13 protein-coding genes are annotated in these 13,787 nt (G+C 51.0%); 5 read left to right on the forward strand and 8 right to left on the reverse strand.

The features are described 5' to 3' along the window. Nucleotides 1-3: 3 nt before the first annotated feature. Nucleotides 4-1,284, forward strand: coding sequence for a tRNA(Ile2) 2-agmatinylcytidine synthetase TiaS (gene tiaS, locus E3E33_RS06455; RefSeq protein ID WP_167711549.1), 1,281 nt, complete (start codon nt 4-6; stop codon nt 1,282-1,284). On the opposite strand, the gene E3E33_RS06460 is transcribed toward tiaS, so the two are convergent. Further along, on the reverse strand, nt 1,264-2,112 hold the full coding sequence (locus tag E3E33_RS06460; RefSeq protein ID WP_167711548.1) for a hypothetical protein: 849 nt from the start codon (nt 2,110-2,112) through the stop codon (nt 1,264-1,266). The genes tiaS and E3E33_RS06460 overlap by 21 nt on opposite strands. A gap of 47 nt (nt 2,113-2,159) precedes the next feature. On the opposite strand from E3E33_RS06460, the gene E3E33_RS06465 reads away from it, so the two are divergent. Continuing rightward, nucleotides 2,160-3,296, forward strand: a complete 1,137-nt coding sequence (locus E3E33_RS06465) for a hypothetical protein (RefSeq protein WP_167711547.1) — start codon at nt 2,160-2,162, stop codon at nt 3,294-3,296. A 12-nt stretch (nt 3,297-3,308) separates the two neighbouring features. Here E3E33_RS06465 and E3E33_RS06470 read toward each other — a convergent pair whose 3' ends face one another. Together E3E33_RS06470 and E3E33_RS06475 are read right to left on the reverse strand one after the other, a co-directional pair. After that, nucleotides 3,309-4,319: a deoxyhypusine synthase gene (locus E3E33_RS06470; RefSeq protein ID WP_167711546.1), complete on the reverse strand. Its 1,011-nt coding sequence runs from the start codon at nt 4,317-4,319 to the stop codon at nt 3,309-3,311. Between the two features lie 35 nt (nt 4,320-4,354). Further along, on the reverse strand, nt 4,355-5,401 hold the full coding sequence (locus E3E33_RS06475) for an FAD-dependent oxidoreductase (RefSeq protein ID WP_167711545.1): 1,047 nt from the start codon (nt 5,399-5,401) through the stop codon (nt 4,355-4,357). 170 nt (nt 5,402-5,571) lie between these two features. On the opposite strand from E3E33_RS06475, the gene E3E33_RS06480 reads away from it, so the two are divergent. Continuing rightward, nucleotides 5,572-6,378 carry an SDR family oxidoreductase gene (locus tag E3E33_RS06480; RefSeq protein WP_206203371.1) on the forward strand — a complete coding sequence of 269 codons (807 nt, stop codon included), beginning with the start codon at nt 5,572-5,574 and terminating at the stop codon, nt 6,376-6,378. Between the two features lie 369 nt (nt 6,379-6,747). Here E3E33_RS06480 and E3E33_RS06490 read toward each other — a convergent pair whose 3' ends face one another. The 4 genes from E3E33_RS06490 to thsB form a co-directional block, all read right to left on the reverse strand. Then, entirely contained in the window at nt 6,748-7,890 is a 1,143-nt protein-coding gene (locus tag E3E33_RS06490; protein ID WP_167711578.1) for an amidohydrolase, read from the reverse strand. Between the two features lie 138 nt (nt 7,891-8,028). Next, nucleotides 8,029-8,901 (reverse strand): zinc metalloprotease HtpX, encoded by an 873-nt coding sequence (gene htpX, locus E3E33_RS06495; RefSeq protein WP_167711544.1) that lies wholly within the window; start codon nt 8,899-8,901, stop codon nt 8,029-8,031. Nucleotides 8,902-8,939: 38 nt separating this feature from the next. Next, nucleotides 8,940-9,500, reverse strand: coding sequence for a hypothetical protein (locus E3E33_RS06500; protein ID WP_167711543.1), 561 nt, complete (start codon nt 9,498-9,500; stop codon nt 8,940-8,942). A gap of 72 nt (nt 9,501-9,572) precedes the next feature. Beyond that, nucleotides 9,573-11,225 carry a thermosome subunit beta gene (gene thsB, locus E3E33_RS06505; RefSeq protein WP_167711542.1) on the reverse strand — a complete coding sequence of 551 codons (1,653 nt, stop codon included), beginning with the start codon at nt 11,223-11,225 and terminating at the stop codon, nt 9,573-9,575. A 176-nt stretch (nt 11,226-11,401) separates the two neighbouring features. On the opposite strand from thsB, the gene E3E33_RS06510 reads away from it, so the two are divergent. Together E3E33_RS06510 and E3E33_RS06515 are read left to right on the forward strand one after the other, a co-directional pair. Next, nucleotides 11,402-11,713, forward strand: coding sequence for a hypothetical protein (locus E3E33_RS06510; RefSeq protein WP_167711541.1), 312 nt, complete (start codon nt 11,402-11,404; stop codon nt 11,711-11,713). A 6-nt stretch (nt 11,714-11,719) separates the two neighbouring features. Continuing rightward, nucleotides 11,720-12,382, forward strand: a complete 663-nt coding sequence (locus E3E33_RS06515; protein ID WP_167711540.1) for a Kae1-associated kinase Bud32 — start codon at nt 11,720-11,722, stop codon at nt 12,380-12,382. A gap of 57 nt (nt 12,383-12,439) precedes the next feature. Here E3E33_RS06515 and E3E33_RS06520 read toward each other — a convergent pair whose 3' ends face one another. Beyond that, entirely contained in the window at nt 12,440-13,699 is a 1,260-nt protein-coding gene (locus tag E3E33_RS06520; protein ID WP_167711539.1) for a methyl-accepting chemotaxis protein, read from the reverse strand. Between the last annotated feature and the right edge of the window lie 88 nt (nt 13,700-13,787).

The raw sequence follows: 13,787 nt of genomic DNA on the forward strand, positions 1-13,787 counted from the left end.
ACCATGAGGCTTCACATCGGCATCGACGACACTGACTCACCGAACGGCATGTGCACTACCTACCTCGGTGCCATCCTCTACCGCGAGCTGTCCCGGATAGCGGAGCCCATAGCCCTTCCCCGCTTGATCAGACTCAACCCGAACATTCCCTACAAGACCCGCGGCAATGGAGCGGTGGCGATGACCTTTGAAGTCGATGAGGAGCTTATAACAGAGGTTAAAAACACAGTTCTCCTCTACGTGGACCAGCTTGCCGACTTCGAGCACGAGAATACTAACCCCGGCGTCGTGTTCTTTGAAGGAGATATTCCAAAAGAGCTCCGCAAATTCTCGTTGAGAGCTTTGAGAGAGCACGTTACGATCGAGGAGGCTGAAAGGGTCGCGAAGGAAGTTGGGGCAGAGTACTTCAAGTTCAAGGTCGGGAGGGGCATAATCGGCGCGCTCGCGGCGGTTGCTTACCCTCTGGAGAGGTTCACCTACGAGCTGTTAGCTTACAGAGAGCCCGACAACTGGGGAACGCCGAGGAAAGTGGACAAGGAAAGTGTCTTTCTGGCCGATAGCTGGAGCTATCCCTTCACCTACGACAACGTTGACCCCTACAAGAAGAGCGTCCTCATAACACCCCACGGCAAGGATCCCGTTCTGGTTGGCATCAGGGGAATTGACAGGGGAAAGGTTCTCCAGACCTTTGAGATGGTTCGCTTTGAGGAGCCCGTGACATTTTACCAGCTCTACAAGACGAACCAGAACACGGACGACCACCTTACATACAAAAAAATCGGCGAGCTGAAGCTCTACGACAGCGCGGTGGTTAGAGGAACGGTGGTTAAGCCCTACTGGGAGCGCGGGAGGCACGTATTCTTTGAGCTTGAGGATGAAACGGGAAGGATTCGCGTTGCTGCCTTCGAGCCGACCAAGAAGTTCAGGAACTACGTGAGGAAGCTCCTCCCTGGAGACGAGATAATAGCCGCTGGAGGCGTTAAAGAGCACGAGGGCGTTCTGACGCTCAACCTCGAGAAGTTCTATCCTGTGAAGCTCGTCCCGAGGATCGAGTACCAGAAGCCGAAGTGCCCGAAGTGCGGCGGGACGATGAAGAGCAAGGGTGATTACCTCAAGTGCAAGCGCTGCGGCTATAAGATGCCGAAGAAGCTCATTCCGGTTGAAGTCCCGCGCGAGCTGGAGAGGAAAATCTACGAAGTGCCGCCCGACGCGAGAAAGCACCTGTCGAGGCCGCTGGTGCTGCCGGGCGGGGAGGAGAAGATTTTAGGTGCACTTAGAGGTTAATCCCCAAACATCAAACTCCTCTATTAACGGAAACAGATAGAGGGTGCTCGCTAACCCAAGATAATGAATGAAAATATTGGTCATACCTGCCTCTCCGAGTAGATTTCTCGGGAATGCTGCCCATATTGATCCTACGATCAAAAAGAGGATTGCTAGAATGAAGTTTCTAACAGCAACTTTCCTCTTTTGGCCTTCTTTGCCTAAGGAATTCCAATCGTACTCCTTGAAAGCATTCGAGACAGTATAAAATAACAAGAGAAGGCCTCCAATAAGCAGTGGGATACCGATCACAAAAATGGAGTAGACGATGGAGATTAGACCTCCTGTGATGAGCATAAATGAGTTTGAGAACATCAACGGTGGAAGTTTGAAGTTGAATTTCCTACTCAGCATATTTGATGAAAAATACGGAACGGCTCCAATCAGTGCAGAATCTATCCCTGAAAATCCCATTCCATAGCGGAGACCATATCGTCTCATTACCAACAAATCGGCGATAGCGAGTAGCGGGGGGAGAATCAGAAAAACAAAAACTAAAAGTCTTTTGAAAAGCCTTACATCTCTTCCAGCCTCAGCCAGGAAGTAGAGAGTTGGGAAGATTACCATGAATACGATTAAATTTCCCAGCAAATGACCAAAGTTCAAATGAACAAAGTGCATTGTGTATAATCTAACCCAGTCCCCGGGATTTGAAAAAGAAAACTCCTGGTAATCCATGACGAGTCTTTCTTGGATAGTTGGTGGAGCTAAGTACAGGGTGATCAATGTGAAGATTAAGAGGAGATATATGATCACAAAATGTCGCCTTTCTTTGCTAAGTTTGAACATGATTAGGTTTTGGCGTAAAGAATTTATAAAGATTCAGCGAAAATGGAATGGGGAACATTTTGGAGGCAGGTAATGAAACTACAAAAGAACAAGTTTTGGAACTCCTGAATGCTCAGATTAGAGACATAAGAGAGAAGCTCGAAGTAGTGGATATAAGCCATGCCACTCTAATTCTTTCACTATTGTTGAATCTAATAATTTTATTAATTCCCTTGTTCTCTCTTAGAGCTCTTCATTATGAACTGACTCCAACAGGTAAAATCAACATAGTATCAAACAAGATGAACTACAGTATTATGCTTAAAAATACAACCAAAATAATCTTACAAACTTCTTCAGGGGCAATACTATCTGACCTTAACTCTAAGCTCCAAATGTTTTTTGCAATTTGGGTTACTGCGCTAAATATTATTTTGATGTTTGTGGATTTTATCCTACTGCGAGTTATTTTTGGGAAAAGACCAACATCTCAATATGAACGGGAATTAGAAGATATTAACAATAGAGCCTACTATGTTATTATTAGATATTACGTCGTGATGATCGTGATTATGACGATTATTTTGAATTATTCAATATCGCAATTTAAGATAAACATAATGCTCTTGGCGTTCTCAGTTATCTATGCTTTGATGGGGATCTATTTCTTAATTGTAATAGACCCAGAACCCATTCCTTCTAAATTTAGGTTGGGTAGATGGGTTAAATTGGTTGAAAAGGTTAAACGACATGAGAGAGCATTCGCTATCGGTTTTCTAATAATCCTGCTTATTTTGACAGGCATATCATGGTGGAAATTTATACCCACAGATCTGGATTCCATTTTGTTGATAGCGCTACTACTTCTTTTGACAATTCTTATTATGGCAATAATTTATCCACACATCACCGCAAGGATTATAGAAAATGAGCTAAGGACAGCATATTTAAAACTGATCAATCTAAAAACGGAGATTATTCATGGAAAAATAAGCGCTGAGGATGCCAAAAGCAAGATCATGGAGGCAATAAAGTTCACACAATTTCAAAAGTCCACACTTTTGGAGTTAATTCCCCGTTATGAGTTTATTCCTAATCCAGAGTATGAAGCCTGGCTCAAACAACAGGAACAAAAACCTCAAACTTCAATTGAAACTCGGAAAATAAATGATGATTCCTCTCTCAGAAAAGAGAAGCAAAAATGAATAAAACGCCTTTTATCCTTTCATCACCTTCCACACCAGCACCGGAAAGACGAGCGTCGCATCGGCCCATATCTCGACGTAGTCAGCCTTAGCCCTTATTTTCCCCCAGCTCACTCCTTCGCTCGGCGGCGCGCCGCTAAGCGAGCCGTCCCAGGGGATGGCAGTGGTGACGTATATCGCGTAGTCCGTTCCTCCTCTGAAGAGGTTGGCGTTTATTATTGCATGCTTCGGCAGGGAACCTCCAAGGATTATCGAAGCGGTTTCCTTCGCCGTGACAGCCAGGTTGTTGAGCCTCACGATGTCGTTGGCTACGTCTATGATAAGCTCCCTGTCTCCGCGCTCCTCCTTGAAGAAGTAGAGCATGTCCCCTATTGAGCCGTCGGTTATAGCAGGGCAGAATATCGGGACGTTCCGCTTGTAGGCCCAGTAGATTATCGAGCGCTCCTTCTCCTTCCCGAGCTTTTCGTCCATGAAGCGGCCCATCTCGTAGATGAACTCGCTCGCCGTCAGCGGCTTCCCGCGCTCCTTTTCCATCTCAAGAACCCGTTCGAAGAAGGGTATCATGTACTTCTCGAATTCAATGTACCTGTCGTTGGGCACGAAGATGTTGCCTATTCTGTTTATACCCTTCTCTCTCATCTCCGCGTCGTTGACGTACCAGTCGCCCAGAATGAACGGCTTTAGGGCCTTTATGAAGTCCTCTTCAACGCCGCCGGCCGTTGTTACGATGACGTCCACCTTGCCCTCCTTGACCAGCCATGCTATCAGCTCTCTGAGGCCAGAAGAGACTATGTTGGAAGTGTAGCCGAGGAAGACCCTGACCTCTTCGCCGCTGGCGCGCTTTTCCTCCACCTTTTTCCATATTTCGATGGCCCTTCCAAGGTGAGTCGCCTGGAAGCCTATGCGGTGATAGTAATCGATGACCTCTTCAAGGCTCCTCACTTCATCCAGCCACGGCCCTTCGATGGGCGTTCCCTCAATCTCTTCCGATTCCTTGAGGACTATATCTTTTGGCTCGGTCATGATAGTGGGTTCAGGGGAGGGCGTATAAACTTTGCTCAGCACTTACCGCTGAGAACCTCCGCTATGAGCCTGCCAGTCATAGCAACGGGAAAGACCCTGCGCGGTGCCTTCCTTAGGAGCCACTCCTCTATCCTCTCAGCGACGGCTCTTCCCTCTCTTATGGCTGTGCCTATGTTCCTTGGGGTTACGACGTCACCGGCGAAGAATATTCCCGCCTCCTCCAGCACCTTTTCGCTGGCGCAGACGATTTCCTTTATTGGGCTCGTGGGCAGCTGGCCGATGGCATAGGCAACGACGTCTGCGTCTATGACAAAGTGCTCGTCCGTCATCACGACGTTTCCCCCAACTATTTTTGTTTTAGCGAACTCAACACCCTCCACTTTCCCCTCTCCTAGTATCCTGACCGGAGTCGCGTGCTCTATGAACTCGACGCCCTCTGCGATGAGCTTTCTTATCTCGGCCTTAGCGTAGCTGTGCTCAAGGGAGCGGCGGTAGACCATGGTTATTTTTTCCGCACCCAGAAGATGACCCTCCATGGCGACATCAACTGCTGTGTAGCCGGCTCCGATCACTACGAGATGCTTTCCCCCAAGGTCCGGGATTCTTTCCCAGGAGTAATAGCCTATGCGGGCCATTTTTATGTTGTGGAGCAGGCTGAGAGCATCGTAGACTCCAGGAAGCCCAATACCGGGAACCTTCAGCTTTCTTGGCTTCCAAGCACCGGTCGCTATTATGAGAGCATCGAACTCGCTCAAAAGCTTCTCAATCGAAACGAAGTGCTCGGCCCACTCGTCGCCGAGCTCCTTTGGGGAATCATAGACTACCTTCGTTCGGAAGTGGAATTGAACGCCGAGCTGCTCAAGAGCCTCGACGCCCTCTCTGACGGCCCTTATTGGAATCCTTGCCTCGGGAATGCCAAAGGCGACCATTCCACCGCCCTCAGGCATCTTGTCGTAGACGTGAACTTCATAACCCCTGCACGCCAGATAACCCGCGGCGGCCAGGCCTGCAGGTCCCGCTCCGATAATCCCTATTTTAAAAGGCTTAGCTTCTTCTCTCTTCTCACAGATGTAGAACCTCACACAATCACCTCCAAAATTTTTAAAGAAGTCTGTCTAAAACCAAAGGTTTTGCACCTTAAGTTGTTTTCTCTCGAAACACTGACGATAAGACGAATTAGGTTACCCTAATTCGGGTAATCTTCGTCAGAATGACAGCCAACGTTTATTAATCCACGAGCGAAGAAACGATCATGAGCGTGGAGATAGACCTCAAGAGCCTGGGTGTGATAGTCACGGCCTCATCACGCGGAATAGGGTTCAATGTGGCGCGGGAACTGCTGAAGAGGAACGCGAGAGTCGTTATAAGCTCACGGAGCGAGGAGAACCTGAAGAAAGCTCTCGACGAGCTCTCACCATTAGGAGAAGTCTACGCAGTTAAGACCAACCTCTGTGACCAGCGGGACCTGGAGAACCTCGTCAAGGAGTCCTGGGAGCTTTTGGGTGGAGTTGGTGCCCTCGTCTGGAATGCCGGAAACGTCCGCTGCGAGCCGTGCCTCCTCCACGAGGCGGGCTATGATGACTGGGTTGAGGCCGCGAAGCTCCACGCAGTTGCCCCAGGCTACCTGACGACCCTCCTCGTCCAGACGTGGCTTGAAGGGAAAAGGAAGGGAGTCCTCGTTTACCTCAACTCCGTCTCGATAAAGGAGCCAATGCCGCCGTTAGTTCTGGCTGACGTTACAAGGGCCGGCCTGGTGCAGCTGGCGAAGAGCGTTTCAAGAACATACGGAAAACACGGAATAAGGGCCTACAACGTTCTGCTCGGCAGCTTCGATACGCCCGGCGCACGGGAGAACCTCAAGGCCGTTGCCGAGTCGAGGGGCGAGATCTTTGAGGAGACCTGGGAGCGGGAAGTGCTGGGCAGAACACCCCTCCACAGAACCGGCGGATGGGACGAGTTGGGTTCGCTGGTGGCTTTTCTCCTGAGCGATGAGGCAGAGTACATGCTCGGCTCGACGGTGGTCATAGACGGCGCGATGACGAGGGGAATAAGCCTTTAAGCCATCTCCCCCTATTTTATGCCCATAAAAGAGACTTTCTAAGAGATACTTCCTCATCAAGATAACGCCGCTCAACCCGACGGTGAGCGTGCTAAAGAATAAGCTCACCAACGACGTTGACTTTGAGACGGGCCTTCCGATGAAGCACAGGAAGTTCGTGGACGATTAAAGAGGCTCTGCTACGACGTCATTATATCGGTCGGCGACACGAGGGAGAACCTCATCGGCTCGAACTGAGGCCGGTATATCCTCCGCTTCCTCAAGGAGAGGCCAGAGCTGAGGGAAGCCTACACCTTCGCGAGGGGGTTTGAGTTTAGGGTGAGCTGAAGGCCTTTCTTCTCATTTCTTCAAAATTAGGAAAAAGAAAACTCACCAGTCCACCTCGTGAATCAGCTCTCCCTCCGCGAAGACGTGCGTCGGGTAGTTCTCCATGTGGAACGGATCGCCGTTCCAGACCACCAGCGAGGCCCACTTGCCCTTCTCGATGCTTCCGAGCTTGTCGTCAACGCCGAGGATTTTCGCGTTGTTGTGGGTTATGATCTTTATCGCCTCTTCCTTGCTCATGCCGAGCCTTATGAAGTGCCTGAGCTGAAGGTATAGATTGGCCTGGAGCGTAACTGGGTGGTCGCTCATCAGCCCAAAGAGCGGCTTGACCTCGAGCAGGTATCTGGCGTTCTTCCAGTCCTCATGCTTCAGCTCGACCTTGTAGGGCAGGGAATCAAAGGGACCGTAGACGAGTGGCACGCCTTCTTTCTTTATCTTCTCAAAGGTTTCCCTGCTGTGCACATCTCCAGCGTGTTCGATGGTTATTTTAAGCCCGAACTTGCGCCTTATCATCAGCAGGGCGGCGATGTCATCTTCCTTATGCACATGAACCCTGAGTGGAACCTCTCCTTTAAGAACCGGGATTAGTGCCTCGACAGTAGGCTCAATCTCTTCCGGTTCTTTCTTGCCCTTCTCGAGCAAAGCTATCGTCTTCTGCGTCTTTATGAGCCAGTCGAGGAGAATACCTATGGCACCCATCCTCGTGCTTGGTCTTGTTCCCTTCCAGTTCGTGGTCGAGCGCGGGTTGTAGCCAAATGCAGCTTTGACACCGGCGTACTTCATGAAGGCCTCCTCGATGTCTCTGCCGTAGTTCTTGATGAGAACTGCCTTTCCACCGATGATATTTCCGCTGCCCGGCAGAACGGACGAATACAGGACACCAAACTCAATCGAGTGCTTGAAAGCCTTGTCGTCCATATATATGGAGTAGAGTGCATCAACGAGTGGAAGAACCGCGTCCATCTGCTCGTTGGCCTCACCTTCCTGATAGGGCTCACCGTAGCGATCCATACCTATGTGGCTGTGGCCGTCGATGAATGCAGGGGTTACAACGCCCTCCGCTATCACTTCGGCCTCCTTGGGCTTTTCCTTCGTTATCTCCTTAATCTCATTGTCGAAGACTACGTATACGTCTTTCTGGACATTGCCCAGACCATCGTAGAGAAGGGTGGCTTTAACGGCCTTCATGGTCGTCACCGCTCAGAAATATAAACGAGCGCTTAAATGCCTGTCGATGATGTAATTACAGAATTGAACAATTCTATAATTCAAGAACCCCACAATATCCATCTCCATCTGACAAAATAAAAACAGAAGAGAAAGGCCTCAGAAGTAGATGCCCATCTCCTCCGCGATCTTCCTGAGCCTCTCTATTCTCTTCTCCGTTGGCGGATGGGTGGAGAACAGGCTCGCGAGGCTCGTTCCCTTGAAGGGGTTGACTATGAACATATGGGCCGTCGCAGGGTTGCCTTTCCTCATTGGCTTGTAGTAAACGGCCTGCTCTATCTTCATCAGCGCACTGGCCAGAGCGTGGGGTTTCCCGCTTATCCTTGCCCCACCTTCATCTGCGAGAAACTCGCGGGAGCGACTTATGGCCGCCTGAATGAGCATCGCGGCGATGGGTGCGAGTATTGCCACAAGTATGGCCGCGAGTACATCTCCACCTTCGTCCCTGTCCCTGCCGAAGCCTCCGAATATTGCTATCCACCTAGCCCAGTAGGCGAGCTGGACTATCGCCCCCGCCAGAGCTGCCGCTATTGTACCTATGAGTATGTCCCTGTTCTTGATGTGAGTGAGCTCATGAGCTATAACTCCCTCAAGCTCGTCCCTGTTGAGTATCCTGAGCAATCCGGTTGTAACGGCTACCACCGCGTGCTTGGGGCCTCTTCCGGTGGCGAAGGCATTCGGTGTCTCGCTGGGGATTATCGCAACCCTGGGCATCGGAAGTCCAGCCCTCTCGGCAAGACTCCTGACTATCGCGTAGAGTTCCGGCGCTTCCTCTTCGTCAACTATTCTGGCTCGATACCAGGCCAGCACTATCCTGTCGCTGTACCAGTAGGAGATAAAGTTCATGACGAGCGAAAACATGAACATTACGAACATTAGACCCGTTCCGCCGATGAGGTAGCCTATTGCCATCAGTAATCCCGTAAGCACGGCCATCAGCAGGCCGGTTCTGAGCCACAGTTCGAGCCCCATGGTCTCACCTCCGCTTAACCTTTACCCACAAGATTAAACTAACCAGACAATACTAAAATATTTCGGTGCCTTAAGTTCCCTTGAAGTGCACTCCTGCACTCTTCGACCTTCTGAAGAAACTCCTTCCTGCCGAGACAGTCCCCACCGCGCTTGAGCTTCACCGCCGCAATTTTGTAGTTGCCCTTTCCAAAGAACCTGCAGACTCTATCGGGCTCGTCCACAAGCCTCGCCACTGCAAGGGTCTGCCCGTTGCATTCGACGTAGTCTATTACCGTATCCGGAAAACCCGTGAAGATGACAACGCACTTCCTGTTAGGATTGAACTGCGTTAAGTCTTCGTCTACAGGCGGGAGCTGTTTAACGACGCAGACTTCCGGATATTTTCCAGACTTTATTGACTTTACCAGTTCTGGAGGCTCTCCGCTCTTTTCAAAGCGCTCTATTTCCTCCCTACTAACGGGGACTGGCTTCATGGAGTAGCAGAGGACTCTCTCATCGTGGTACATAAGGTACGTGCCGTCCTCAAGGAACATGAACGCTATCCTCTCCCTCGGAAGGTCAAAAATGTAGCCAGCTTTGCTTTTCTTCACGCTGTACATACAACCACCGGAAGGATTGCTTAACGCTGCTTTATAAGAACTGCTGGACAGAAAAGAGAAGTGAAAGGGGCATCACATGCCCATATCCATACCGCCCATTCCGCCCATATCGGGCATGCCACCGCCCTGGCCACCTTCGGGCTTGCTGATCTTTGCCGCGATGACGTCGTCGATTCTGAGGATCATTATGGCAGCTTCGCTGGCGCTCTTGATGGCCTGCTTCTTGACGCGGAGTGGCTCTATGATTCCCTTCTCTATCATGTCAGCAGGCCCGCCTTCGAAGATGTCTATGCCTATGTTCTTGCCCTTGTTCTTGTGCTCACTGATGACCTTGACGAGCATCTCGACGGTGTCGAGACCGGCGTTCTCAGCGAGGGTCTTCGGGATTATCTTGAGGGCCTCAGCGAAGGCCTCTACAGCAAGGGCCTCCTTGCCGCCAACAGCCTTGGCGTACTCGTCGAGCTTGATGCTGAGCTCAATCTCACCGGCACCTCCGGCCGGAAGAACGTAGCCATCCTCCATGACGTCCTTGACGACCTTGATGGCGTCCTCAAGGGCGCGTTCAACCTCGTCGATGACGTGCTCGGTACCGCCGCGGATGAGGATGGTAACGGCCTTCGGGTTCTTGCAACCCTCGACGAAGATCATGCTCTCGCCCGCTATCTTGCGCTCCTCAACGAGGTCGGCGTGGCCGAGGTCCTCCGGAGTGAGGTCCTTGACATTGGTAACAACCTTAGCGCCGGTAGCCTTGGCGAGTTTCTCCATGTCGCTCTTCTTGACGCGCCTGACGGCGAGGATACCGTACTTGGCCAGGTAGTGCTGAGCAAGGTCATCAATACCCTTCTGGACGAAGAGAACGTTTGCACCGGTGGCAGCTATCTGGTCGACCATGTCTTTGAGCATCTTCTCCTCCTGCTCGATGAACTGGAAGAGCTGGTCAGGGCTGGTGATGTTTATCTTGGCATCAGTCTCGGTCTTCTTGACCTCGAGGGCCTCATTGATGAGGGCTATCCTGGCTCCCTCGACCTTGTTAGGCATCCTCGGGTGGACGCGCTCCTTGTCGATAACCACACCACGAATGAGCTCGCTCTCTTCGACGCTCTCACCGGCCTTCTTCTCGATCTTGATGTTGTCGATGTCGACGACGTACTTGCCGTTCTTCTTCTCGGCGACCTGCTTGACGGCATCAACGGCGAGCCTGGCGAAGAGCTCCTTGTGGCTCTCGGCGTTCTTACCGGTAATAGAGGTCATGGCTATCTTCATGAGGGTCTCGTCATCGTCAGGGGTAACCTCAATGGCGATGTTTTCAAGGATTTCCTGGGCTTTCTCAGCTGCCATGGTGTAACCCTTGACGATGATGCTTGGGTGAATGTTCTGGTCAAGAAGCTCCTCAGCCTTCCTGAGAAGCTCACCAGCAATCACAACAGCGGTAGTAGTGCCATCACCGGCCTCTTTGTCCTGAGTCTTAGCAACCTCAACCATCATCTTAGCGGCAGGGTGCTGGAGGTCAATCCTATCAAGAATGGTGGCTCCATCGTTGGTAATGACAACATCCCCAAGGCTGTCAACAAGCATTTTGTCCATACCCTTCGGACCGAGGGTGGTCCTCACGGTCTCAGCAATAATCCTCGCGGCAAGGATGTTAATCCTCTGGGCGTCCCTTCCAACATACCTCTGAGTTCCCTCGGGCAGAATAACAACCGGCTGTCCACTAAGCTGTGCCATTCGACATTCCTCCTTCTATATCAATTCGGCAAAAACGCTTCGTCAGCACTCTATAAAAGTTTTTGGGCCGAAAATTTCAAAAAAACGACTAATTTTTGAATAAATGACAAAAAGATGACATAGAAGTGGGGGAAAGGGCTAAAACCTTCAAAACTGACCAATTCCAGGTGTGGAACATGGAGCCGAGGGTTTACGAAATGCCTGTTGAGAGGGTGAGAGAAGTCTTTGGGCGCATTGAGGAGTACGACCTCCTGAGCGTGGACGTTGAGAACGAGGCTTCCGTGATTGATGATATGCTTGAATCAGAGGAAGAGAAGCTCAGATACGTCCGCGAGAAGCTCGACGACGGCAACATCGATTCGGCCGTCCTCGTAGTGAGGGACGGAACTGGAACCCTCGTTGTAAAGATGGAAAACGTAATAACGATAAGGGCAACAGTCAGGAACTACGAGAGACTAATCGAGGAATTCGGACTTAAGGAGAGGTGATCGGGAGTGGAGCTCATAAAACAGGGAGCGGAGGCTAAGATATACCTAGCACACTTCGAGGAGCTCTACTTTCCGTGGGACAACGAAAAGGTCATCATCAAACATCGCATTCCAAAGAGATACCGCATAAAGGAGATAGACGAGGGGCTGAGGAAGGAGCGAACCGTCCGCGAGGCGAGGGTGCTCCACAAGGCGAAGGAGTTCGGCGTCAACTGCCCCTACGTCTACGAGGTCGACCTGAGGGACATGAAAATCGTTATGGAGTTCATTGAGGGAGAGAGATTGAAGGAGCTCCTCGAGAGCGTCCCTGTGGAGGAGAGGCTGAACCTCTGCCGGGAGATTGGGAGACAGGTGGGGAGGCTCCACGAGGCGGGGATAGTGCACGGTGACCTTACAACTTCAAACATGATCCTTCGAGACGGAAAGGTTTACCTCATAGACTTCGGTCTGGCCGATTTCGACCCAACGCTTGAAGCTCAGGGCGTCGACCTGCACCTGCTCAAGAGAGCCATGGAGAGTACGCACTACACTTGGTTCGAGAAGGGCTTTGAGGAGGTGCTGGAAGGCTATGCCGAGGTCAGGGGCAGAGAAAAGGCGGAAGAGCTCAAGGCGAAGATTGAAGAGATCGAGAGCAGGGGACGGTACAGGGAGAGGAGCTGGGTTGGCTGAATATAATAATCTTCTGCTGGAGAGGATATAAAGAAAGGCCAAGGATAATATTGGGCTTCAAATCTTAAATCTATTAACCGCCTGCATGAGGTTTTCGACAACCCTCTCAAAGTCCCTAAGCGTGGCACGGACCTCCTCGAGCGCCGATGTCTGCTCCTCAGCGGCGGCACTAACCTGCTCGGCAGCGGCGGTCGTCTCCTCAGCGCTGGCCGCAAGGTTCTCGAGGAAGCGTAGACCCTCGTCTATCTTCTCACCCTCCTCGAGAACCTTGCTCTTAAGCTCGTTTGCCTTGATCTCCATCCCCTCAATGAGTTCTGCTATGTGTGTGAGATAGGAGACGCTCTCCTTGAGGACTTCTGTTGATTGAGTAACGGTCTCCACGCTCTTGCCAGTGACATCGACGCTCTCTTGTATCTTCTCCATAATCTGGGTGACGATGTTGCGGATGTCGTCCGCTGCGTTCTTGCTCTCCTCTGCGAGGTTTCTGATCTCCTCTGCAACGACGGCGAAGCCTTTACCAGCTTCCCCCGCCCTAGCAGCCTCTATTGCCGCGTTGAGGGCGAGGAGGTTGGTCTGCTCGGCTATGCCGGTGATGACGTTGGTGATGCTGGCGATGTTCTTGCCCATCTCCGCGACTCCCTTTACAGTCTCCTCTATCATGAGCATCATGTTTCTAATCTCCTCTATCTGGCCAACGGCCTCCTGACCCTTCTGGCCACCCTCCCTTGCGAGCGAAACAACCTCCCTCATGGAACGCTCGAAGTCCTCCATGGTGCTGATGGTCTCCTTGCCAATCTCATCGATGTAGCGCATCGTCTCTGTCATGTGGTTGATATTCTCTTGCTCGCGCTGGGCCTCTATGCTGACCTGGTTGATGGCCTCGGCAACCTGGTTAATTGCCTCACTTATCTGCTCCACGTTCTCACTGATGAGCTTACTGCGATCCTGAACAATAACAGCAGCATTTTGTATGTTTTGGATCATTGCCGCAAGACCCTGCCTCATCTTTTCTATGGCTTCCCGTATCTCAGAAAGGTGGCCGCTTAGGTTTTTATCTTCGACCGAAAGGTCACCCTCGGCTATTCTGTCAAGTATCTGAGCAATAACGCGGATCTGCTCCTCTATCTCCTGCTTGTACTTAAGAACATCTGGAGGAATACCATGCTCTACTGTAGAACTCCGGACCAGCATGATCGCTGTCAGCACCCCAATTGCACCGCCTACGACCGCGCCTATAGTGCCCACGAATATCGAGGGCACTATGGTGAGCAGGAACACAAGTACTGGGGATATGATTATCACACTTCGCTGTTCCATGTCGATCCCTCCGAAGAGCTAGGGGAATAAAAATACTTAAATATTTCTAATTAACAAAAGTAATAACCTAACCATAAGACGATGTAGT

The organism is Thermococcus sp. GR5 (assembly GCF_012027535.1).
GTDB lineage: Archaea > Methanobacteriota_B > Thermococci > Thermococcales > Thermococcaceae > Thermococcus > Thermococcus onnurineus.

What these genes read in the sequence shown, in the direction of transcription:
- tiaS (WP_167711549.1), top strand. Translation starts at nt 4, where the DNA reads ATGAGGCTTCACATCGGCATCGACGACACTGACTCACCGAACGGCATG.
- E3E33_RS06460 (WP_167711548.1), bottom strand. Translation starts at nt 2,112, where the DNA reads ATGTTCAAACTTAGCAAAGAAAGGCGACATTTTGTGATCATATATCTC.
- E3E33_RS06465 (WP_167711547.1), top strand. Translation starts at nt 2,160, where the DNA reads ATGGGGAACATTTTGGAGGCAGGTAATGAAACTACAAAAGAACAAGTT.
- E3E33_RS06470 (WP_167711546.1), bottom strand. Translation starts at nt 4,319, where the DNA reads ATGACCGAGCCAAAAGATATAGTCCTCAAGGAATCGGAAGAGATTGAG.
- E3E33_RS06480 (WP_206203371.1), top strand. Translation starts at nt 5,572, where the DNA reads ATGAGCGTGGAGATAGACCTCAAGAGCCTGGGTGTGATAGTCACGGCC.
- E3E33_RS06490 (WP_167711578.1), bottom strand. Translation starts at nt 7,890, where the DNA reads ATGAAGGCCGTTAAAGCCACCCTTCTCTACGATGGTCTGGGCAATGTC.
- htpX (WP_167711544.1), bottom strand. Translation starts at nt 8,901, where the DNA reads ATGGGGCTCGAACTGTGGCTCAGAACCGGCCTGCTGATGGCCGTGCTT.
- E3E33_RS06500 (WP_167711543.1), bottom strand. Translation starts at nt 9,500, where the DNA reads ATGTACAGCGTGAAGAAAAGCAAAGCTGGCTACATTTTTGACCTTCCG.
- thsB (WP_167711542.1), bottom strand. Translation starts at nt 11,225, where the DNA reads ATGGCACAGCTTAGTGGACAGCCGGTTGTTATTCTGCCCGAGGGAACT.
- E3E33_RS06510 (WP_167711541.1), top strand. Translation starts at nt 11,402, where the DNA reads ATGGAGCCGAGGGTTTACGAAATGCCTGTTGAGAGGGTGAGAGAAGTC.
- E3E33_RS06520 (WP_167711539.1), bottom strand. Translation starts at nt 13,699, where the DNA reads ATGGAACAGCGAAGTGTGATAATCATATCCCCAGTACTTGTGTTCCTG.